Source organism: Mesorhizobium sp. CNPSo 4661 (assembly GCF_057784215.1).
Window position 1 is genome coordinate 281,961 of the sequence record NZ_JBWGIO010000001.1, and the last position, 21,058, is coordinate 303,018.

Here is a 21,058-nt window from a genome sequence, read left to right on the forward strand (position 1 = left end):
GCCGGACATCTCTTGGTCAGGGGAGGTAGACCTTACATCGGACCCTTGTCACCCGGCTTGCCGGGAAGCTCTTCGGGGAACAATTCATATTTCGCCTGTTTGTCGGCCGCGACGAAAACCCGTTCGCGGATGATCGAATCCTCGGCCCAGTTGAACATGAAGATCGGCGTGCCCTGCGGGATGTTGGAGAAGCGCTTGTTGACGATCAGCGCGCCCGGATATTCCGTCAGGCCGATATTGTAGACATGTTCGGTCGAGATCTTCTGGAATTTCTTCATCAGGCTGGCGCGCTCGTCATTGTTTGACGAGGAGACGAACTTGTTGATGATATCGACAAGGTCCTTTTCGAAGGGCATCAGGTCGACCACGCCGCTTTCGGGCGCGCGGTGATCCCAGCTGGTTTTGGGGCCGACGGGCGCGAGTTGCACGGTGTTCTGCACGACGGAAGTCAGCTCCTGCTCGTTGCGCCGGATCAGCCAGTCGAAGCGGCCGGAATATTGCGTGGCGTCGCGCTGGGTGCCGTTAAGTCCGTTGAGCACGACCCGCAAGCCCAGTTTCTCCATCTGCGCCACCACGCCTTCGGCGAGGCTCTTGTCGGTCGTGTAGTCGTTGTTGACCAGCATCACGATCTCGACATTCTTGCCGCCGGCGGTGCCCGCCGGGAAATTCACGAAACCGTCGCCGTCGGTATCCTTGAGACCGGCCTTGGCGAGCTCGGCCTTGGCGCCTTCGAGATCGAACGGATAGTACACCGTCGACTTGCGGTCATAGAAGCTGGTGCCGGAGGAGAAGCCGCCGGGATAGATGGCGGTGAACGGCCCCTTGACCAGTGATCCGCCGAGCGCCTTGCGGTCGATCGCCATGGTCACGGCCTTGCGGAAATCCTCGTTACGGTTCAGCTCGCGGATCGCCTGGCCACGCTCGTCCGGGTTGCCCCAGCCATTGGCGGAGAAGTTCAAGCGCAGATTGTAGCCGATCAGCCGCGGACCGAAGGCGAGCCTGGCCGGCGCATTGGCTTCCGCCGCTCGTTTCAGTGAAGCGACGAAATTCTCCGGTTGCTCGAGATTGGAGAAGTCTCCGGAGCCCGCCACCGCCTGGACGTCGCGGTCGGCCCAGGTCGACAGCTTGTAGTGCAACTCGTTGAGATAAGGCAGCTGGTTGCCCTTCTCGTCCACCTTCCAATAGTAGGGGTTGCGGCGCATGACGATGATGTCGTCCGGCCGGTACTCGACCGGCACCCAGGCGCCCATCACCGGCATGTTCATATATTCGGGCGGGAAGGCGTTCTTGAACTGGTCGTAGGTGTTCTTCGAATATTTCGGATGCTGCGGCTTGAGGATATGCGACGGGCCGGGGCAGAAGGTGCCGTAGGCCATCGCATAGAGATATTGCCGCGGGAAGGCGTCCTTGAACGTCCACTCGACGGTGTTGTCGTCGATCTTCTTCAGCGTCGTGCCGACCCCAAACGTTTCCGGCGTGGCGCCGTTCAGCGGCGAGACGTTTGGATCGACCACCTCGTCGTCCCAGTAGAACATGACGTCGTCGGCGTTGAAGGGAGCGCCGTCGGACCATTTGGCGCCTTCGATCAGATGCATGGTCAGCTTGTGGCCGTCGCTCGACCAGTCCCAGCTCTTGGCGAGGTTGGGCAGCGGCTCGGTGTCCTTGGCCTCGACCTGGAACAGCGGCGCAGTGCGCGTCAGGCATTCGGACAGGCCGATGTCGATGCCGCCCCAGCCCTGCGTCTGGCCGGCGCCGTAGTTCCAGCCTTCCGGCCTGCCGCCGATGACATGGCGCATCGTGTCGCCATAGACGCCGATGCCGTCCGGCATGTTGCCGGTCTTGAAGACCAGCGGTTCCTTGGGCAGGCGGTCCTTGACCGGCGGTAGCTTGCCGGTCTTGACGTATCTCTCCGTCACCCAGTCCGGCTCGTGATATTGCGGCAGCGCCTTGAACTCCAGGATGGAATCGCGCGCCACATAGTGGATCTTGCCTTCGGCCGGAAACGTCGCCGGCTCGGGCGGGATCGTCGGTTCGGATGCCAAGGCGTATGCCGGAATGGCAACGCTCATCGCCAGTCCGGCGGCAAAGCCTATTCTGCGTAAGGTCCTCATCGTCTCCTCCCAGTTGTTTGGACGCCTGCTGCTGCCCGCTTCTTGTTCTGAATGGCCGACTTTGGCGGACGTGCCTCCTGCGCGTCCGTCAGCATGCCCGGGCGATCTCAGCCGGCCTGTTTGAGCGCCGCCTTTTCGGCGCGCAATTCCTCGATCGAACGCACGCTCCGCCGCGCCGCGCCCGCCCATTCGCGGGTCTTGACCTTGGATTTCGAAAGCCGCTCCTTCGCCGCCGGAATGGCATCGGCATATTGCGGCAGCCATTGAGCCTGGGCGACAACCATTTCGTCCACCATCTGCCAGACTTCTTCCGGGGTTGACACGGCGCCCACCAGCGGATCGTGCAGCACGGCGAGCTTCAAGAGGTCGATGTCGCCGGAAATGGCCGCATGCACAGACATGCGTTGCACGTTGATCGAAGCCATGCAGGTTGCGGCGCAGGCCTCCGGCAGCGTGATGCCGGCCGCCATGTTGATGCCGAAACGGTCGACGAAGCCGGGCGATTCGATGATGGCGTCCTGCGGCAGGTTGGTGATCACGCCGTCGTTCTTGACGTTGAAGTGACCGCGATAGACGCGGTTGGTCTCCAGCGCCTCGAGGATGCGGCTGGCATGCTCGTTGGAGCGCTTCGCCGGGTCGATCGGCTTCGAGGCCGCTTCGAGGAATTGCGGATATTCGGTCTCGAACCAGTTGCGGGTCTCGGTCGAGTAGCGCAGATAACCGCCGGTCTCGCCATGGATCCAGTCGGACATGTCGATCCAGCGCGTGATCTCGTCGGGACGCTTGCGGTACCAGGGCAGGTATTCCGACAGATGGCCGTTGCTTTCGGTGGAATAGACGCCGAAACGCTTCAAAACGTCGATGCGCAGCTTCTCCTGCTTCGAATAGACCGGATGCGCCTCGAAGGCGGCGACTAGCTCGTCCTTGCCGATCGGCCGGCCGTTCAGCCTGAGCCCGATGAACCAGGTCTGGTGGTTGATGCCGGAGCAGATATAGTCGAGCTCCCTGGGCGACTTCGCGCCGAGCACTTCGGCGATCTGTTCGGCGCCGTGCTGCACGCCGTGGCAGAGCCCGACCGTATCGACCTTGCCGTATTCGATCGCGGCCCAGGTGTTCATCGCCATCGGGTTGGCGTAGTTGAGGAACTTGGCGTTCGTGTCGGCGACCTCGCGAATGTCTTTGCAGAAGTCGAGGATCACTGGAATGTTGCGCTGGCCGTAGAGGATGCCGCCGGCGCAGATCGTGTCGCCGACGCACTGGTCGATGCCATATTTCAGCGGGATGCGGATGTCGTCGGCATAGGCTTCAAGCCCGCCGACGCGCACGCAGCTGATGATGTAGCGCGCGCCCTCCAGCGCCTCGCGGCGGTTCGTGGTCGCCGTCACCTTCGTCGGCAATTTGTTCGCCTCGACGATCCGGTCGAGGATCGCCTTGATCATGCCGAGATTGTGCTCGCTGACATCGGTCAGCGCGAATTCGATGTCCTTGAATTCCGGCACGCACAGGATGTCGGTGAACAGCTTCTTGGTGAATCCGACGCTGCCGGCGCCGATAATAGCGATTTTGAAACTCATCACCTTCACCTCGATCCAATCGAATGCTAGGCAAGGAGCAACAAGGGAGGATATGGCCGCACGCAACAGCGCGCCCGCCATTCAAAGCCGGAAATCCGGCTTTTTCTCCTCCCGCCCGCTCCTCGACCGCGGGTCTTTCGCGTCTTGAGGGCCGGATTATGCGCTTATTCGCCGGCGCGGCCAGAGAAGGATTATGCTTTCGAGGGTAATTTTGTGCTGCGGGACCTGATCGCCAACGGAAAGCTGATGCGCACGATCTCGCTGCCGCGCGGCCGCCAGCGCCTGCATGCCATGCCGACCAGCACCGGCTATGAGCTGCGCGAGGACGAGACCTACGACTGGGACGGCAGGAAGCGCGGCCAGACCCCGTTCACCGTGCTCCAGCATACGATCAGCGGCACCGGCCAATTGCGCTACGAGAGCCGCAACTACCGTCTGCAGGCGAACGACACGCTGCTGGTGCTGGTGCCGCACAATCATCGCTACTGGTTGGCCAAGGGCGACCGCTGGGAATATTTCTGGATCTCGATGAATGGCGAGGAGGCACTGCGCATCCACAAGTCGATCCTCAGCGTTTCGGGCCCGGTGTTCCGGCTGCAGCCGGCCACCGTCGATCACCTTGCCGACTGCAGCCTGCGGCTCATCAAGGGGGCGGGTTCACCGGGCGCCGCGTCGGCGATCGCCTATGAGGCGGCGATGGCGCTTTACGACGACGTCTTCGGCTCGCACGCCTTCGCCGAGAAGCAGAGCGCCATGCAGCCGGTCATCGACCACATCAACGCCAATCTCGACAAGCCGCTGCCGGTGGCGGAGCTGGTCGAGATCAGCGGCCTGAGCCGAGCCCATTTCTCGCGCTGCTTCGCCGAGAGCGAGGGGCTGCCGCCGGCGGAATTCGTCCTGCAGCAGCGCTTGCAGCGCGCGGCGAAGCTGCTCACCAAGGCGGATTTCCTGCCGGTGAAGGAAGTCGCGGTGCTGTGCGGCTTCGAGGACGCGAACTACTTCTCAAAAGTCTTTCGCCGCTGCTACGGCATCAACCCGACGCAGTTCCGCACCACCGGCATGTATGCCAGCCTGGGCAACCATCGTTGATGATGCTTGGGGCTCAGTGTCGCTTGTGGTCGAGAGCGGTCGATGCGGTATTGACCGGATCGGCCGCCGCGAGAGCCGCGTCGATCTGCTCGGGTGTGCGCTGCTCGGTGCGTTTCCAGGCGACATATTGCACGATGCCGAAGCCCGGCCGCTGTGGCACCGTCTTCACCACCGGCATGCGGAATCCGTCGCGGAATCTTTCCCAGCGCGATCCGAGCACGGCGACCATCTCCTCGACGGTCGGCGGCGTCGCCACGTCGGCATAGGTGATGGTCACCTTGCCGGCCAGCGCCGTCTCACGTGGTACCGGCACCGGGATCGAGGCGAGGTAGTCGGCCGGCACGTCGAGCAGTCCGCCAAAGGCCCATTCCTGGCGCAGTTCGTCGGCGCTCATCGGCGCGACGGAAACGTCGATGTCGTGGGGCGTGCCCGGCACGCGATAGGGGCAGCGGAAACGGCCGCAATTGGCCTGCGCCGAAAATTGCCACAGCGCATAGCCCTGCCAGTTGCCCATCGGGAAATGCACGTCGATGTCCGGCTTGTAGCGCGCATACCAGAGCGGCAGCCGTGATAAGAGGCGGTACTGGTAACGGTTGTCGGCGATGTACTGGGCCGTCTTGCCGTTGACATAGAGGACCGGGAAACGGCCGAGGCGACGATGCACCTGGCGCACGAATTCCTCCGCGTCCTCCAGCGACATCCATTGCGTGGCATCGATGCCTTCGATGTCGAGGGCCATCAGCTCATCCGGAGCCGGTTCGGCGAAATCGATGAAATTGTTGGCCTGCTCGACCGGGTTGCCGGGGCGGGCGAGATGATAGGCGCCCCATTTCAGGCCGAGCGCCTTGGCCACGACCTTGCGCGTCTGGAACAATTCGCGCGTCACCGCATAGCGCTTCCATTGCGCCTTGCAGAGTTTGACGTCGGCCTCGGCCCCGAAGCAGAAGTAAGGTGGCGGCAGCCCGTCGGACGCCTTGTTGATGAAGCCGGCGATGCGCTTGTCGGTGACGAGCTGCTGCCAGTCGATGGAATTGTATTCGTAGGCGTCGATCACCAGCGGGCGGTCGGCATTCTTCCACGGCTCGGAGAAATCCGAGGCCTGTGCCGCCGTGCCGAGCGCAACCGCCGCCGCGAGAAGCGCCAGGCGGCGAAGAGGGCGCGCCGGCTTTTTCAATCAGGGTGTCCCCACTGACCAGGGGACGATCCTGAACCGCTATGGTTAAGGAATTGCTTTCACAACATCGGCTTGCTTCGGTCCGCTCCAAAACGTCAAAAAAGTATCGGTCGGGTGGACAAGCCGTGGTGGCAGGCGCTTCAATTGCCGCCTAAGCTTTCCATCGCGGTGGCCAGTGGGAATACACGGTTTGCCCAAACGAAGCGCAGCAACCGGTCACAAGACCGGACCCGCGCGGGGAGGAAAATGAAGATGAATCCGGACCTGGAAGTCGTCCAGATCAGACAAGGAGAGTCGTTCAAGGCCTGGGCCCACGGCTATCCTTTCCGCACCGTGCGCTGGCACTTCCATCCCGAATACGAACTGCATCTGGTTGTCGCCACCACCGGCCGTTATTTTGTCGGCGACTTCATCGGCGAGTTCGAGCCGGGCAATCTGGTGCTCACCGGGCCCAACCTGCCGCACAACTGGGTCAGCGACGTGCCGCCGGGCGAGACCGTGCCGCTGCGCGGCCGTGTCGTGCAGTTCTCCGAAGAATTCATCGCCGACGCTTCCGCCGCCTTGCCCGAGCTTGCCGCCTGCGCCGGCATCCTTGAAACCAGCCGCCGCGGCGCGCTGTTCTCGGCGGCGACGGCCGAGCTTGCGGCGCCCTTGCTGGCGGAGCTGACCGAGGCGCAGGGCGTGCGCCGCCTGTCGCTGTTCATGGCCGTGCTCGACATTTTGAACCGCGCCGGCGATGTCCGCACGCTGGCCAGCGCCGGCTATCTGCCCGACCCGTCCGGCTTCATGTCGGCCGGCATCAACCAGGCGCTCGCTTATATCAACTGCCACCTGACCGAACCCTTCAGCGAAGGCACTCTGGCCGAGATCGCCGGGCGCAGCCCGAGCGCCTTCTCGCGCAGCTTCCGCCGGCACACCGGAATGGCGCTGGTGCAGTATGTCAACCGCCTGCGCATCAACCTCGCCTGCCAGCTGCTGATGAGCGAAGGCCAGATGTCGATCACCGAAATCTGCTACGCCGCGGGCTACAACAACATCTCGAATTTCAACCGTCAGTTCCTGGCGCAGAAGGGCATGTCGCCTTCGCGCTTTAGGGCCTTGCTGGCTGAGAACATCAACGCGGAGATTGCCGCCTAACAGGGAGGAAGCGGGAGGAGCCTGAAGCAATTCCAGTCTGAAAAGATTTTCCGCCCGGAATTGCATCAAACAAAGAAACATTCAGGGAAGGAAAGACGCGGGGTGCAGGGCACCCGGTGCTGGGGTTCGTTTGCCCGAAATCCAGCATGCTCAGGAGGATATCTGCGTGGCTTATCGGGATCGATCGATCCTCGGCCGCTGCTGACAATACTCCTTTCAACAGTTCGACATGCAGTCAAGGCCTGACGCGTCGTCCCGCGCAGGTCATCGTGAAACCATTTCTCGAAACGGAGACATTCGAATGACCAGATATACATGGAAATCGCCGTTTGCCTTGAAATCGACGATCGCGGCCGTTTTCGCGGTCTCGCTGCTCGGCAGCACGGCGGCATTCGCCGCCACGGTCACTGACGCCACGGTTGCCTTCCTGATGCCCGACCAGGCATCGACCCGCTACGAGCAGCACGACTATCCGGGCTTCGTCGCCGAGATGAAGATGCTCTGCCCGGGCTGCAAGGTGATCTACCAGAACGCCGATGCCGACGCGGCGCGCCAGCAGCAGCAGTTCAATTCGGTGATCTCGCAGGGCGCCAAGGCCATCGTGCTCGATCCCGTGGATTCGACCGCCGCCGCTTCGCTGGTCAAGCTGGCGCAGAGCCAGGGCGTCAAGGTGATCGCCTACGACCGGCCCATCCCGACGGCGCCCGCCGATTTCTACGTGTCCTTCAACAATGAAGGCATCGGCAAGGCCATTGCCGATTCGCTGGTCGAGCATCTCAAGGCGCTGAAGGTCGACCCGGCCGGCGGCGGCCTGCTGCAGATCAACGGCTCGCCGACCGATGCCGCCGCCGGCCTGATCAAGAAGGGCATCCATGAGGGTCTCGACAACAGCGGCTACCCGATCCTGGCCGAGTTCGACACGCCGGAATGGGCGCCGCCGAAGGCCCAGCAATGGGCGAGCGGACAGGTCACCCGCTTCGGCGCCAAGATCCTAGGCGTCGTCGCCGCCAATGACGGCACCGGCGGCGGCGCGATCGCCGCCTTCAAGGCAGCCGGCGTCGATCCGGTTCCGCCGGTGACCGGCAACGACGCCACGATCGCCGCGCTGCAGTTGATCATCGCCGGCGACCAGTACAACACCATCTCCAAGCCGAGCGAGATCGTCGCGGCCGCGGCGGCCAACGTCGCCGTCAAGCTGTTGTCGGGCGAGACGCCGAAGGCCGAGATGACGCTCTACGACACGCCCTCGCAGCTCTTCACGCCGGCGGTGGTGACGCAGGAGAACCTCAAGGCCGAGATCATCGACAAGAAGATCAACACGGCCGCCGAGCTCTGCGTCGACCGCTATGCCGAGGGCTGCAAGAAGCTCGGCATCACCAACTGATCGCGTGACATCCGGCCGCCCGTCGGCGGCCGGATGTCCAGGAAACACTGTCAAGAAAGGCGGCGCATGAACGAGAGTCCTGAAAGGTCGGCTTCCGTCGGCGAGCTGGTGCTCAGCCTGCGCGGGATATCGAAGCATTTCGGCGCCGTTTCGGCGCTGACCGATATCGATTTCGACGTCCATGCCGGCGAGGTCGTGGCCCTGGTCGGGGACAACGGCGCCGGAAAGTCGACGCTGGTCAAGATCCTCGCCGGCGTGCATCAGCCGAGCTCGGGAACGATCAATTTCCGCGGCAAGGCGGTGACGCTGCCCGACCCGCGCGCGGCGCTGACGCTCGGCATCGCCACGGTTTTCCAAGATCTTGCGCTCTGCGAGAATCTCGACGTCGTCGCCAACATTTTCCTCGGCAACGAGCTCAGCCCGCTCCGGCTGGACGAAGTGGCGATGGAGATGCGGGCCTGGACGCTGCTCAACGAATTGTCGGCGCGCATCCCGAGCGTGCGCGAGGCGGTCGCCTCGCTGTCCGGCGGCCAGCGCCAGACGGTGGCGATAGCGCGCTCGCTGCTGCTCGAACCGAAGCTCATCCTGCTCGATGAGCCGACCGCGGCCCTCGGCGTCGCCCAGACGGCGGAGGTGCTCAACCTCATCGACCGCGTCCGCGCGCGCGGCCTCGGCGTCGTGATGATCAGCCACAACATGGAAGATGTCCGCGCCGTCGCCGACCGCATCGTCGTTCTCAGGCTGGGGCGCAACAACGGCGTCTTTGAACCCGATGCCTCGAACCAGGACCTCGTCAGCGCCATCACCGGCGCGTCCAACAACGCGGTGTCGCGCCGCGCCGAGCGCCTGCGCATGGAGCGCGATCACAGCGACAGCGAACAGGCGGGGGAGCAACACCCATGACGGACGTCAAGCAAGGCGCCTCCGCCCCGCTGGCGCTCGACCGCGCCGATACGCGGGTGAAGCATGACACCGGCGTCGGCGGCGCGCTCCGCGCCTTCCTCGATCGCGTGCGCAGCGGCGATCTCGGCTCGCTGCCGGTCGTCGTCGGCCTCGTCGTCATCTGGACCGTGTTCACCAGCCTCAACCCGGTGTTCGTTTCGAGCAGCAATCTGGTCAACCTCCTGTTCGATTGCTCGACCGTCGGCGTCATCGCGCTTGGCATCGTCTGCGTGCTGATGGTCGGCGAGATCGACCTTTCCGTCGGCTCGATCAGCGGCTTCGCCTCGGCGATGGTCGGCACGCTCTGGGTCAACCAGGGCTGGCCTGTGGCGCTCGCCATCTTGGCGGCGCTGGCCTTCGGCGCCCTGATCGGCTCGCTCTATGCCCTGCTGTTCAACCGGCTCGGCATGCCCAGCTTCGTTTCGACGCTGGCCGGCCTGCTCGCGGTGCTGGGCATGCAGCTCTACATCCTCGGCTCCACCGGATCGATCAACCTGCCTTACGGCTCGGCCCTGGTGGATTTCGGCCAGCTGATGGTGATGCCGAAATGGGTCTCCCACACGCTTGCCGCGATCCCCGGCCTGGCGATGCTGGTTTCCGGGCTTCGCACCTTCGCGCGCCGCCGCGCGGCCAATCTGTCGACCCCGTCCGCGACGGGGCTCATCCTGCGCGTCGCCACTATCACCATCGGCCTCGAGCTGATCGTCGCCTACCTCAACCAGTCGCGCGGCATCCCGTGGATGTTCGGCCTGTTCGTCGGCCTCGTCGTGGCGATGAATTATGCGCTCACCCGGACCAAATGGGGGCGTTCGATGACCGCCGTCGGCGGCAACCGCGAGGCGGCGCGGCGCGCCGGCATCAAGGTGCGCGCCATCTATCTCAGCGCCTTCGCCCTATGCTCGCTCTTCGCCGCGCTCGGCGGCGTGCTGGCCGCGGCGCGGCTCGCTTCCGCCAGCCAGCAGGCCGGCACCGGCGACGTGAACCTGAACGCCATCGCGGCCGCGGTCATCGGCGGCACCAGCCTGTTCGGCGGTCGTGGCAGCGCCTATTCCGCGCTGCTTGGCATCATCGTCATCCAGTCGATCGCCAGCGGCCTGACGCTGCTCGATCTGTCCTCGTCGCTTCGCTACATGATCACCGGTGCCGTTCTGGCCATCGCCGTGATCGTCGACTCCCTCGCGCGCAGGTCCCGTGCTTCGCACGGCCGCGCCTGAACAGTTTCAAACGAGAAGGGTACACATGGCTCACGATCTTTCGGGAAAAGTCGCCGCGGTCACCGGCGCGGCATCGGGCATCGGCCTCGAATGCGCCAGGGCAATGCTGACAGCCGGCGCCCGCGTCGTGCTGGTCGACCGCGCCGAGGACAGGCTGAAGGAGGTCGTCGCCGAGCTCGGCTCCGGCGCCATCCCGCTGGTGGTCGACCTCACCAGCCCGGCCAGCGTGGCGACCATGCTGCCCGGCATCCTCGACAAGACCGGCCAGCTCGACATCTTCCACGCCAATGCCGGCTCCTATGTCGGCGGCGAGATTCTCAACGGCGATCCCGACGCGTGGGACCGCATGCTGAATCTCAACATCAATTCGGTGTTCCGCTCGGTGCACGCCGTGCTGCCGCATATGGTCGGACGCAAGACCGGCGACATCGTCGTCACCAGCTCCATCGCCGGCTTGGTCCCCGTCGTCTGGGAGCCGGTCTACACGGCCTCCAAGCATGCCATCCAGGCCTTCGTCCACACGCTGCGCCGGCAGGTGGCCAAGCACGGCCTGCGCGTCGGCGCCGTGGCGCCGGGGCCGGTGGTGACGGCGCTGATCAGCGATTGGCCGAAGCAGAAGCTCGAGGACGAGCTGGCGGCCGGTGGCCTGATGCAGCCCACCGAGGTCGCGGACGCCGTCCTGTTCATGCTCACGCGACCAAGGAACATCACCATTCGCGATCTGGTGATCCTGCCGCAGAGCAACGATTTGTAGTGAGTAGTGAATAGTGAATAGTGAATAGTGAATAGAAAATCGTCTACTCAACTCGCTACTAACTACTAACTACTAACTACTCACCATTCACCATTCACCATTCACCGTTCACCCCGAGGTCCCCCATGCCTTCCCACTTCCTCGGCATCGATGTCGGCACCGGCAGCGCGCGCGCCGGCGTCTTTGACGAGCATGGCCAACTCCTGGCTTCCGCCAAGCGCGACATTGCTCTCTTCGTCGAGTCCGGCGAGATCGCCGAGCAATCCAGTCGCGACATCTGGCAGGCGGCATGCGCCAGCGTGCGCGAGGCGGTCGGGAAATCGGGCGTCGATCCCCGGGACATCGGTGGCATCGGCTTCGACGCGACCTGTTCGCTGGTGGTGGTCGGCGACGATGGCGAGCCTTTGCCGGTAGGCCGCTCGGGAGACAGCGACCGAAACATCATCGTCTGGATGGATCATCGCGCCCTCGACCAGACCAGGCGCATCAACGCGCTGCGGCATCCGGTCCTCGACTATGTCGGCGGCGTCATCTCGCCGGAGATGGAGACGCCGAAGCTTCTATGGCTGAAGGAGAACCTGCCCGAGACCTTTGCCAGAGCGCGGCATTTCTTCGACCTGGCCGATTACCTGACCTGGCGCGCCACGGGCAGCCTTGCCCGCTCGGTCTGCACGCTGGCCTGCAAATGGACCTATCTCAGCCATGAACGGCGCTGGGACGACAGCTATTTCCATGCGGTGGGAGTTGGCGAGCTAGCGGACGAGGGTTTTGTCCGTATCGGCACGGATGTGGTCGATCCCGGCACGGCGGTGGGCGCCGGCCTGACAGAGGCGGCCGCCGCCGAACTGGGACTGGTTGCGGGCACGATCGTGGCCGCCGGGCTGATTGACGCCCATGCCGGCGGCGTCGGCACCGTCGGCGCCGCGGGCGATGCCGGCACCATCGTCTCGCGCATGGCCTATGTGCTCGGCACCTCGGCCTGCACCATGGCGAGCAGTGAAGGTCCGGCCTTCGTGCCGGGTGTATGGGGACCCTATTATTCCGCCATGGTGCCGGGGTTCTGGCTGAGCGAGGGCGGCCAGTCGGCGGCCGGCGCGGCCATCGATCTGCTGGTGCATTTCCACCCGGCCCAGGCCGAGGCTTCCGCGCGCGCTGCAGCCGAACGCAAATCGCTGGTCGATTGGCTCGCCGCGGCCGCCACGGCGGGTTCGCCCGACCTGTCGGTCGCCGCCACGCTTGCGGGAAGCATCCATGTCGTGCCCGAATTCCTCGGCAATCGTTCGCCGTTGGCTGATCCGGATGCGCGCGGCCTGATCGCCGGGCTCGGCACCGACCGTTCCGTCGAGAGTCTCGTCGGCCTTTACGTGGCCGGACTTTGCGGCCTCGGCTACGGCGTTCGCCAGATCGTGGCGGCTATGGCCTCGTCCGGCCACGTCGTCGACACCATCGTCATCAGCGGCGGCGCCGGCCAGTCGCCGCTGGTGCGCCAGCTGCTTGCCGACGCCGCCGGCCTGCCGGTGGCCGCCTCGCAGTCGCCGGAGCCGGTGCTGCTCGGCGCCGCGATGCTCGGAGCGGTCGCGGCGCGCCGGTACGCGGACCTATCGACCGCCATGCCATCCATGTCCCGGCTTGGTGATGTTTTCACACCCGCGACGGGCGACGTCCGCGCCTGGCACGACAAGCGTTACGAAGCCTTCCTGGCGCTGCAGGCGGTGGGGCGCAGCTTGCGCTGAGGGATCGGTAAGGCGTCAGCGCCGGAAGACTGTCGGCACCTCGAACGGATCGGGCGCCGGCTCCTGCGGCAGCGTGCCTTCGGCCCTGCGCTTGTTGTGATGCGCAAGCGAGCATTGCGGCGAGCACAATATGCCGCGATCGGTCCAGTAGGCTGGGCCTTCCTCAAGCATGCCGTGATAGTAGTGGAAGCCTGGAGCCCGGTAGGGCAGGCCGCATTCGAGGCAGCGATAGGCGTCGGGTCTGGCAAGCATGGCTGGTGTCCGGTTTGTCTGTAATCTGCCTCGGCAGACTATAGCGGGATGTAGTTCCTCACTGCAAATTTTGAAGCGCAGTTTCGGGTCCTGAAAATCGGTCAAACCTTCGCGGGTTCGTCATCCACGGGCGGAGCAAGGAGCGAAGCGACGCGCGCAGACCCGAGGATCCATTCCGTGACTTCAAAGCGTTTCCACGGCCCAGAATTCTGCTCCGTTGCACCCTTCGCGCGGGGTCACGGAATGGATCCTCGGGTCTACGCGTCCGCTTCGCTCCCGCTCCGCCCGTGGATGACGAAGCTCAGGCGCTGCGGCTAATCTTCGAAGTTTGCGATTGTTTCCATGGGGGGCAAAGCGTTCCGACCTTCGCTTGGTCGAAACGCTCGTCAGGTCTACGCTCCCGCTCCGCCCGTAGATGACGATCCTGCAAAATCCGCGTGACAAAATTTGACGTTTACGTAAAAAGAAGGTGCGAAATCGACACATGGTTTCGCTTCGGCCATGTACTACGGTTGGCTGGAACGGAGGAGGAGCAGACATGTATCGCGCACCGGTCGAGGACATCGCCTTCACGCTGAAGCAGGTGGCCGGGCTGAAGCCGGCGCTGGACGCCGGCACCTTCGGCGATCTCGGCGAGGATCTCGTCGACGCGATCCTGGCCGAGGCGGGGCGTTTCGCGAGCGAGGAGGTCGCCCCGCTCTACAAGATCGGCGACGCGCATGGCGCGGTGCTGAAGGACGCGGCCGTCACTACGCCGCCCGGCTGGAAGGAGCTCTACCGGCGCTGGATCGACGGCGGCTGGAACGCGCTGTCTGGACCGGAGGAGTTCGGCGGCCAGGGCCTGCCGACGATGCTCGGCGTCGCAGCGCTCGAAATGTGGAATTCCGCCGCCATGGCTTTCGGCATCGGCCCGACGCTCACCATGGGCGCGGTCGAGGCGCTCGACAAACATGCTTCCGAGGCGCTGAAGCAAAAATATCTGGCCAAACTCGTCTCAGGCGAGTGGATGGGCACGATGAACCTGACCGAGCCGCAGGCCGGCTCGGACCTCGCCGCCTTGCGCAGCCGCGCCGAGCCGGTCGGCGACGGCACCTATCGCATCTTCGGCCAAAAAATCTTCATCACCTATGGCGAGCACGATTTCACCGACAACATCGTGCATATGGTGCTGGCGCGATTGCCCGACGCGCCCGCCGGAACGCGCGGCATCTCGCTGTTTTTGGTGCCGAAGTTTTTCGTCAATGACGACGGCTCGCTCGGCGGCCGCAACGACGTCTTCTGTTCCGGCCTCGAGCACAAGCTCGGCATCCATGCCTCGCCGACCTGCACCATGATCTATGGCGACGGCTTTCAGGGCGCGGCACCCGGGGCCATCGGCTGGCTGATCGGCGAGGAGAACAAGGGGCTGGCCTGCATGTTCACCATGATGAACAACGCTCGCCTGGCCGTCGGCATGCAGGGCGTGGCGGTTGCCGAGACCGCCACCCAGAAGGCGATCGCCTATGCCAATGAGCGCCGCCAGGGCAAGGCATCGGACTATTCCGGTTCCGGCATGGCGCCGATCGTCCATCACCCGGACGTGCAGCGCAATCTCTTGACTATGAAGGCGCTGACCCAGATCGCCCGCTCGATCAGCTATTCCTGCGCCCATGCCATCGACCGCGCCCGCGTCGGCGAGGGCGAGGCCGCCGCCACCTGGCGCGACCGCGCCAACCTGCTGACGCCGCTGGCGAAGGCCTTCTCGACCGATGTCGGCGTCGAGGTCGCCTCGCTGGGCGTCCAGGTGCATGGCGGCATGGGCTTCATCGAGGAGACGGGCGCCGCGGCGCTTTATCGCGATGCCCGCATCGCGCCGATCTATGAAGGCACCAACGGCATCCAGGCAATCGACCTCGTGGCGCGAAAACTGCCGCTTGGCGGCGGAGAGCATGTGCATCGCTATATCGGCGAATTGAAAGCCGTGGCCGATGCGGTGCGCACCTCCAACATCGACGGCTTCGGCCGTACCGCCGACAATCTCGACCGATCACTCAGCGATCTCGACGAGGCGACGCGCTTCCTGCAGAAGCTCACCGCCGACGGCAAGATCGACGCCGCGATGGCCGGCGCCACGCCCTATCTGCGCCTGATCTCGCTCGCCGCCGGCGGTGCCTATCTGGCGCAGGGCGGGCTGGCCGACCGTGGCCGCATCGCGCTCTGCCGCTTCTTTGCCGAAAACCTGCTCGGCGAAACGCGCGCCCTGAAGGAGCGCGTCATCGACGGCGCAGAAAGCCTCGCCGCCGCCGGCAAGGCACTGATTTCCGCTTAAGCATCCCGACGTTCAAAGGACCAACCGTGACAGACCATATCCTCGTCGAGCGCCAGGGCGCCGTGCAGATCATCCGCATCAACCGTGCGGACAAGAAGAACGCGCTGACGCGCGCCATGTACGCGAAAATGTCGACGGCCCTTGCCGAAGGCGATGCCGATCCGGCGGTCCGCGTGCATGTCTTCCTCGGCGTTCCGGGCGCCTTCTCCTCCGGCAACGACCTCGCCGATTTCCTGGTCATCGCCACCGGCGGCGAGGGCGGCAACGAGGTCTGGGATTTCCTGATGGCGCTGGCCAGGTCGGAAAAGCCGATGGTGTCGGGCGTCGATGGCATCGCGGTCGGCATCGGCACGACGCTCAATCTGCATTGCGACCTGACCTTCGCCACGCCGCGCACGCTGTTCCGCACGCCCTTCGTCGATCTCGGCCTGGTGCCGGAAGCCGGCTCGAGCCTGATCGCCCCGCAACTCCTCGGCCGTCAGGGCGCCTTCGCGCTGCTCGGCCTCGGCGAGGGCTTTTCGGCCGAGCGCGCCAAGGCCGCCGGCATGATCTACGACGTCGTGTCGGAAGACGCGCTGGAAGGCGCGGTGCTGGCCGCCGCCAACAATATCGCCGCCAAGCCGCCGCAGGCACTGAAGATCGCGCGCGACCTGATGCGCGAGCCGCGCGAGGAATTGATCGCTCGCATCAAGGTCGAAAGCGAGCGTTTCCGCGAGCGGCTGACCTCCGAAGAGGCGCGCGCCGCGCTCACCGCTTTCATGACGCGCAGGAAGGCGGGCTGAGTTCACGACACTGTCAGGTTGTGGCAGCTTCGAGCGAAACTCGCGTCAGACGCGATTTTTGGTCTGTACACCATCGTTTTCGCGCCCTATCTCACGAAGCCGACGGGGCGGGGGCCTACAGCAATTCCAGGAAAAGTGCGTAGCGGTTTTCCGTCCGGAATTGCGCCAAGACAAGGACTGGAGTGCGAAGCGCTCTAGTCGCCTGGAGTGGACATGGCCCGCAAAATTGCCGCTGACAAGCAAGCTTCCGAAATGACGAGGCACGCACTGACGGATTGAACGTCCGACATGCTTGCCATTGCCGTAAGACCGCTGGCGCTCACCATGAAACTTTGGTGGCGCTTCTGGCCGCAGCTGGTCGCCATGGTGCTTCTGGGCATCGTGTTCGGCGACCTGTTCATGCAGGTCGCGGCGCGCGCAGCCCTGCTCAACCACATGGCCGGTCTCGCTCTGCTGACGCTGGTCGCGCTGACCCAGCTCATCGTCACCGTCGCCATGTTCCAGACCCTGCTGCCCGCGCTGCCTGCCGTGCGCGTCGCGCAGCAGTCGGCCCAGAGCGAAAGCGAAACCGGGCCACGGAGCGGTAGCGCGCGGTTGGCGCGCATGGTCGCCGTCGCGCTGCTGCCCTTCTTCGCCTACTACGCCGCCTGGGGCTTTCTCGGCGACACGGTGCGGCAATATTCGCGCGTCACGCTCGACATGACGCCCTTCGGCGAAGGCGCCGGCAGCGTGCTCGATGTGCTGGATTCGCGCTGGCTGATCGTGTCGGTCGTCATCTCCTGGCTGATCAGGCGCTTCGCCACCGCCATGCAGAAGCGCGGCGGCTCGCGCTCCTTCTGGCAGATCGTCGTGGTCATCTGCGAGACCAATTGGATCTTCATCGGTCTCTATGTGATCTCGCGCTGGAAGGACGAGGCCGTCGCCTGGATCATGAGCCGCAACATCTTTTCCGCCCTGCAGGCGGCGGCTGATGGCGTCGCGCATCCCATCGCCAGCGCTTTCGCCGATCCGATGGTGCCGGCCGAGGTCACCTCCATCGACACCACGACCAGGCTGGTGAACCTGTTCTTCTACATGCTCTTGCCGGTGATCTGGCTGGTGCTGGCGGCGCTGATCTACGGCTATGACGTGCGCGACGACAAGGAACTGATGCGCATGCACCGGCGGGTTGAACGCGCTGGCGAACGCTATCGCGCCATCCCGAAATTCCTGCGCGACTTCGCCGACCATTTCATCTCCGGCTACCGCTCGCGTTACCTGCCTTTAGCCAACGGCGTGCGCATCACGCTGAGCTCGGGCGTCGTGCTTATCGTGACGCTGATCGTCGGCTACCGCCTGATCGACTGGCTCGCCGCCTGGGCGTGGCTCGGCATGACGCGGCTCATCGGACCGCATGAGCTCGACACCTGGCAGGTGCTCTCGCAAGGCGTGTCGCTGCTGTTCGGCAGCCCATTCCAGGATTCCTCGACCGGCATCCTGGTCGAGCCGCTGCGCATTTGCTTCCTCGCCGCGGTCCTCGAAACGGCCTTTGCACTGCCCAAGCGCCAGGCCAGCGGGAGCGCCGAGCCGGCCGGGCCGGCCGACGCCACGGAAATCGAGGCGCAGAATGCTTGAAAGCGTCCGCTCACGGCTGAAGGCGTGGACCGTCGCCGGCATCGGCACGGCAGCCGCAATTGCCGTCGCGGGTGTCCTTGGCGCCTTCGGCGCGAGGCATGAGCCGTTGCCGGTTCTGGCGCCGGCAAGCCGGATCGACACCGGCGAGTGGCTGCTGCGGCCATTGAAGGCCTATGTCACCACGGAAAAATACGCCTACGGGACGTTGCTCAAGCCGGGCGGCAAGGCGCTGGTCCTCGAGCTCGAAATGACCAACCGCACCGCAAAGTCGACCAAGGACTATTTCGACGTGCTGCAGGCAAGCCCGGCGACGGTCGATCCGGCCACCAAACCCTTCATCGTGCTGACGCGCGATTCCACGATGTCGCCCGAACTGCATCCCGGCATGCCGGAGCGCATGGCCTATATCTGGCAATTGCCGGATGGAGCGGCGGCACCTGCCAGTTCCGGCCTGACGGTCATCCGCAAGACCTACAAGCCGCGCGACAATCTCTACGGCCTGCCGGGCTGGTTCAATCCCACGCCGGCCGGCACGCTGACCATTGCCGTCGGCGCCGGGCCCGACAGCGCGGATATCCAGCCATGATGGGCCCATGATGCGAAAATCGGCCAACATCGCCCTCCTGCTTGTCGCCATGGTTTTCTGCTACGGCCTGCAGACATCGAAGCCGCGTTACGGCGACCTGATCGGGCCGATCCCCGCGCACGGCAAACTCGGCGATACCGTTGTCGGGCGCGCCTTCGAGGTCCATGCCGAGAAAGTCGAGTTCGCCCGCAAGCTGAAGGTCGATCAGTTCGGCCAACAAAAGGTCCTGACCACCGGCGGCGTCTGGGCCGTGGTGACGGTCGAGTTCGCGGCGCGCTCCGAGTCGACAACCATTGGTGTCGCGTCCTGGCGCGGGCCTCTCGGTCTTGCCTACGACCAGACCGAGAGGCTGTCCTTCATGAACGGGCTTTTGCCGGTCGCGATCGATCCCGGCCTGCCGAGGAAGGCGAGGCTGATCTTCGAAATGCGGCCGGACCAGGTGAGCGACGCGACCTTGCTCGTTTCGGAGAAGCTGATGGCGGCGCTGGACTCCCAGGCCGAAATCGCGCTTGGGCCGGTGGCAGTCGCGCCGGACGGCCTGCCTCCCGGCACGGTCGACATGCTGGATATGGCTGAGCCACTCTGAGGAAAGCGAATGACGGCAGAGGCTCTGGATCAGGAGAATAGGGCAGGAGAGCGGAAATGGCGGCGGCGCAGCCTGTGGTCGCTCGCGCTCCTGATCCCGCTCGCCTTGGCCGTGGAGTCCTATGACAGCGTCAAGGCGCTGCTCGGCGACAGCGACCTGTTCGCGCGCCGCGTCGTGTGGGGGCAGAGCGCGCATTTCGGCGGCAGCGACTGGAAACTGACCGATTTGCGCGGCGCCTTCGGCATGTCGAACCTGCCGCCGGACTCCGTGCCCGTGCTGGCCGACTTCCAGGTCAAGGTCGGCGATCCGGACCTGCAAAAACTCTGGCTCGGCTGCAAGGTCACGCTGATCGACAAGGACGGCCGGCGCTGGTTACCGACCTCGATCGTCTCGCTGAAGACCCCCGACAATGTCGGGAACTGCATCTCGGCGATCTTCTCGGGCGCCAAGAGGGGCGACACCCTCAATCTGCGCGAGACGTTCCTGGTGCCGAAGGAAGCCACCAAATCGATACGCCCTGCCGTCGGCGTCGCCAGCGAGCGGCCGCGCTTCCTGCTGTTCCAGCTGGAAAAGGACTGATTTCCGGCAGGCGTTCGGGGTTAGGGATAGAGCCGGCTCTTGTCCCAGCCACCGGCGGCATTGCGCGAAAAGACGACCCGGTCATGCAGCCGGAAGGGCCGGTCATGCCAGAACTCGATCGTCTGCGGCAGGATGCGGAAGCCCGACCAGTGTTTCGGCCGCGGGATCTCGCCGATGGCATAGCGCGCCGTATATTCGGCCACCGCCTTCTCCAGCGCGAAGCGGCTTTCCAGTGGCCGCGACTGTTTCGAGGCCCAGGCGCCGATGCGGCTGCCGCGCGGACGGGTGGCATAATAGGCGTCGGCCTCGGCGTCGCTGACGATCTCCACCGGCCCGCGCACCCGCACCTGGCGGCGCAGCGATTTCCAGTGGAAGCACATCGCCGCCTTCATGCTGCCAAGAATCTCGCGGCCCTTGGCGCTCTCGAAATTCGTGTAGAAGACAAAGCCTTTTTCGTCGAACCCCTTGAGCAGCACCATCCGCACATCCGGCATGCCGTCGGCGTCGACGGTCGCCAGGGCGACGCCGTTGGCATCGTTGATCTCGCTTTTCGTGGCGTCCTCCAGCCATGCGGCAAAGAGCCTGAACGGCTCCGCCGCCTCGGTGAAGTCACTGCTTGTTAACTCGGTTTCGTTCATAGTTTTCCAAATTTTTACCGTTGCGGGAGGAGTTGGCCGATTGTCGCGTATCGCGCAAGCTTTTGACAGCAGGCAATGGGGCGTTATCGCTTCGGCCAGCGTCAAGGTCGTGCTCGTGACATTGACGCTCCCGCTTGCCGCCTGCGGCGCAGGCGGTTTCAGCCTGGAAAAGGCCGAGGTCGATCGCTCGATCATCACCTCCAGCGCCCCGTCCTCGCCCGCCGCCCCGGCCGCCGGCGACAAGGATTCCGACCAGACCACCATCGGCAATGCCGTTTCTTCCGCCGACATCAAGGAACTTGGTGGCCAGGCGGTGCCATGGGCCAACGCCGGCACCGGCTCGCGCGGGGCGATCACCGAACTGCTGGAGCTGAAGGATGGCGGCCTGACCTGCCGCCGCTTCAGCGCCACGCGCGAGAGTTTCGACGGCGTCGCGCTCTACAAGGGTGAGTTGTGCCTGGCCGGCGCCGGTGGCTGGCGCATGCAGGAATTCAAGGCGCTCTGATTTGGGCGCGCTCTAACTTTCGAGGACCAATCCCTCTTGTGGCACTGGAATTTCTTCCTATGCGAGCGCATATAGGGGGCGACCACAAATCCATTC

19 protein-coding genes are annotated in these 21,058 nt (G+C 64.6%); 14 read left to right on the plus strand and 5 right to left on the minus strand.

What is annotated here, in order from left to right; all coding sequences use genetic code 11:
* Positions 1-32 precede the first annotated feature (32 nt).
* Positions 33-2,111, minus strand: coding sequence for an ABC transporter substrate-binding protein (locus tag AC0YKC_RS01295; protein WP_488509379.1), 2,079 nt, complete (start codon positions 2,109-2,111; stop codon positions 33-35).
* Positions 2,112-2,218: 107 nt separating this feature from the next.
* Positions 2,219-3,685, minus strand: a complete 1,467-nt coding sequence (melA, locus tag AC0YKC_RS01300) for an alpha-galactosidase (RefSeq protein WP_488509381.1) — start codon at positions 3,683-3,685, stop codon at positions 2,219-2,221.
* 213 nt (positions 3,686-3,898) lie between these two features.
* Here melA and AC0YKC_RS01305 point away from each other — a divergent pair, with 213 nt between their 5' ends.
* Positions 3,899-4,774 carry an AraC family ligand binding domain-containing protein gene (locus AC0YKC_RS01305; RefSeq protein ID WP_488509382.1) on the plus strand — a complete coding sequence of 292 codons (876 nt, stop codon included), beginning with the start codon at positions 3,899-3,901 and terminating at the stop codon, positions 4,772-4,774.
* A gap of 13 nt (positions 4,775-4,787) precedes the next feature.
* Here the strand turns inward: AC0YKC_RS01305 and AC0YKC_RS01310 are convergent, their stop codons facing one another.
* On the minus strand, positions 4,788-5,948 hold the full coding sequence (locus tag AC0YKC_RS01310) for a glycoside hydrolase family 25 protein (protein ID WP_488509384.1): 1,161 nt from the start codon (positions 5,946-5,948) through the stop codon (positions 4,788-4,790).
* Between the two features lie 252 nt (positions 5,949-6,200).
* Here AC0YKC_RS01310 and AC0YKC_RS01315 point away from each other — a divergent pair, with 252 nt between their 5' ends.
* The 6 genes from AC0YKC_RS01315 (at position 6,201) to AC0YKC_RS01340 (ending at position 13,112) form a co-directional block, all read left to right on the plus strand.
* Complete coding sequence (locus AC0YKC_RS01315) at positions 6,201-7,085, plus strand: AraC family transcriptional regulator (RefSeq protein ID WP_320295035.1); 885 nt, start codon at positions 6,201-6,203, stop codon at positions 7,083-7,085.
* 301 nt (positions 7,086-7,386) lie between these two features.
* On the plus strand, positions 7,387-8,469 hold the full coding sequence (locus AC0YKC_RS01320; RefSeq protein ID WP_488509387.1) for an ABC transporter substrate-binding protein: 1,083 nt from the start codon (positions 7,387-7,389) through the stop codon (positions 8,467-8,469).
* 66 nt (positions 8,470-8,535) lie between these two features.
* Positions 8,536-9,372, plus strand: a complete 837-nt coding sequence (locus AC0YKC_RS01325) for an ATP-binding cassette domain-containing protein (RefSeq protein WP_488509389.1) — start codon at positions 8,536-8,538, stop codon at positions 9,370-9,372.
* Complete coding sequence (locus AC0YKC_RS01330; protein WP_320294731.1) at positions 9,369-10,625, plus strand: sugar ABC transporter permease; 1,257 nt, start codon at positions 9,369-9,371, stop codon at positions 10,623-10,625. Before AC0YKC_RS01325 ends, AC0YKC_RS01330 begins: the two co-directional genes overlap by 4 nt.
* A gap of 25 nt (positions 10,626-10,650) precedes the next feature.
* Positions 10,651-11,379 carry an SDR family oxidoreductase gene (locus AC0YKC_RS01335; RefSeq protein ID WP_320294732.1) on the plus strand — a complete coding sequence of 243 codons (729 nt, stop codon included), beginning with the start codon at positions 10,651-10,653 and terminating at the stop codon, positions 11,377-11,379.
* A gap of 125 nt (positions 11,380-11,504) precedes the next feature.
* The gene (locus tag AC0YKC_RS01340) at positions 11,505-13,112 is read left to right on the plus strand and encodes an FGGY-family carbohydrate kinase (protein ID WP_488509392.1); all 1,608 of its coding nucleotides are present in this window, start codon (positions 11,505-11,507) and stop codon (positions 13,110-13,112) included.
* Between the two features lie 15 nt (positions 13,113-13,127).
* On the opposite strand, the gene AC0YKC_RS01345 is transcribed toward AC0YKC_RS01340, so the two are convergent.
* A complete protein-coding gene (locus AC0YKC_RS01345; RefSeq protein WP_488509395.1) occupies positions 13,128-13,364 on the minus strand; it encodes a hypothetical protein in 237 nt (78 codons plus the stop codon).
* Between the two features lie 538 nt (positions 13,365-13,902).
* On the opposite strand from AC0YKC_RS01345, the gene AC0YKC_RS01350 reads away from it, so the two are divergent.
* From AC0YKC_RS01350 to AC0YKC_RS01375, 6 genes are all read left to right on the plus strand, one after another.
* Positions 13,903-15,672 (plus strand): acyl-CoA dehydrogenase family protein, encoded by a 1,770-nt coding sequence (locus AC0YKC_RS01350; protein ID WP_320294735.1) that lies wholly within the window; start codon positions 13,903-13,905, stop codon positions 15,670-15,672.
* A gap of 26 nt (positions 15,673-15,698) precedes the next feature.
* Positions 15,699-16,454, plus strand: coding sequence for a crotonase/enoyl-CoA hydratase family protein (locus AC0YKC_RS01355; RefSeq protein WP_488509398.1), 756 nt, complete (start codon positions 15,699-15,701; stop codon positions 16,452-16,454).
* A gap of 288 nt (positions 16,455-16,742) precedes the next feature.
* Positions 16,743-18,068, plus strand: coding sequence for a hypothetical protein (locus AC0YKC_RS01360; protein WP_488509400.1), 1,326 nt, complete (start codon positions 16,743-16,745; stop codon positions 18,066-18,068).
* Positions 18,061-18,654 carry a hypothetical protein gene (locus AC0YKC_RS01365; protein WP_488509402.1) on the plus strand — a complete coding sequence of 198 codons (594 nt, stop codon included), beginning with the start codon at positions 18,061-18,063 and terminating at the stop codon, positions 18,652-18,654. The genes AC0YKC_RS01360 and AC0YKC_RS01365 overlap by 8 nt, the downstream gene beginning before the upstream one ends.
* 7 nt (positions 18,655-18,661) lie before the next feature.
* Positions 18,662-19,240 (plus strand): hypothetical protein, encoded by a 579-nt coding sequence (locus AC0YKC_RS01370; RefSeq protein ID WP_488509404.1) that lies wholly within the window; start codon positions 18,662-18,664, stop codon positions 19,238-19,240.
* A 9-nt stretch (positions 19,241-19,249) separates the two neighbouring features.
* Entirely contained in the window at positions 19,250-19,819 is a 570-nt protein-coding gene (locus AC0YKC_RS01375; RefSeq protein ID WP_488509406.1) for a hypothetical protein, read from the plus strand.
* Between the two features lie 20 nt (positions 19,820-19,839).
* Here the strand turns inward: AC0YKC_RS01375 and pdxH are convergent, their stop codons facing one another.
* Positions 19,840-20,457, minus strand: coding sequence for a pyridoxamine 5'-phosphate oxidase (gene pdxH / locus AC0YKC_RS01380; RefSeq protein ID WP_320294741.1), 618 nt, complete (start codon positions 20,455-20,457; stop codon positions 19,840-19,842).
* A 40-nt stretch (positions 20,458-20,497) separates the two neighbouring features.
* Here pdxH and AC0YKC_RS01385 point away from each other — a divergent pair, with 40 nt between their 5' ends.
* Entirely contained in the window at positions 20,498-20,962 is a 465-nt protein-coding gene (locus AC0YKC_RS01385) for an RT0821/Lpp0805 family surface protein (RefSeq protein ID WP_488509408.1), read from the plus strand.
* Positions 20,963-21,058 lie beyond the last annotated feature (96 nt).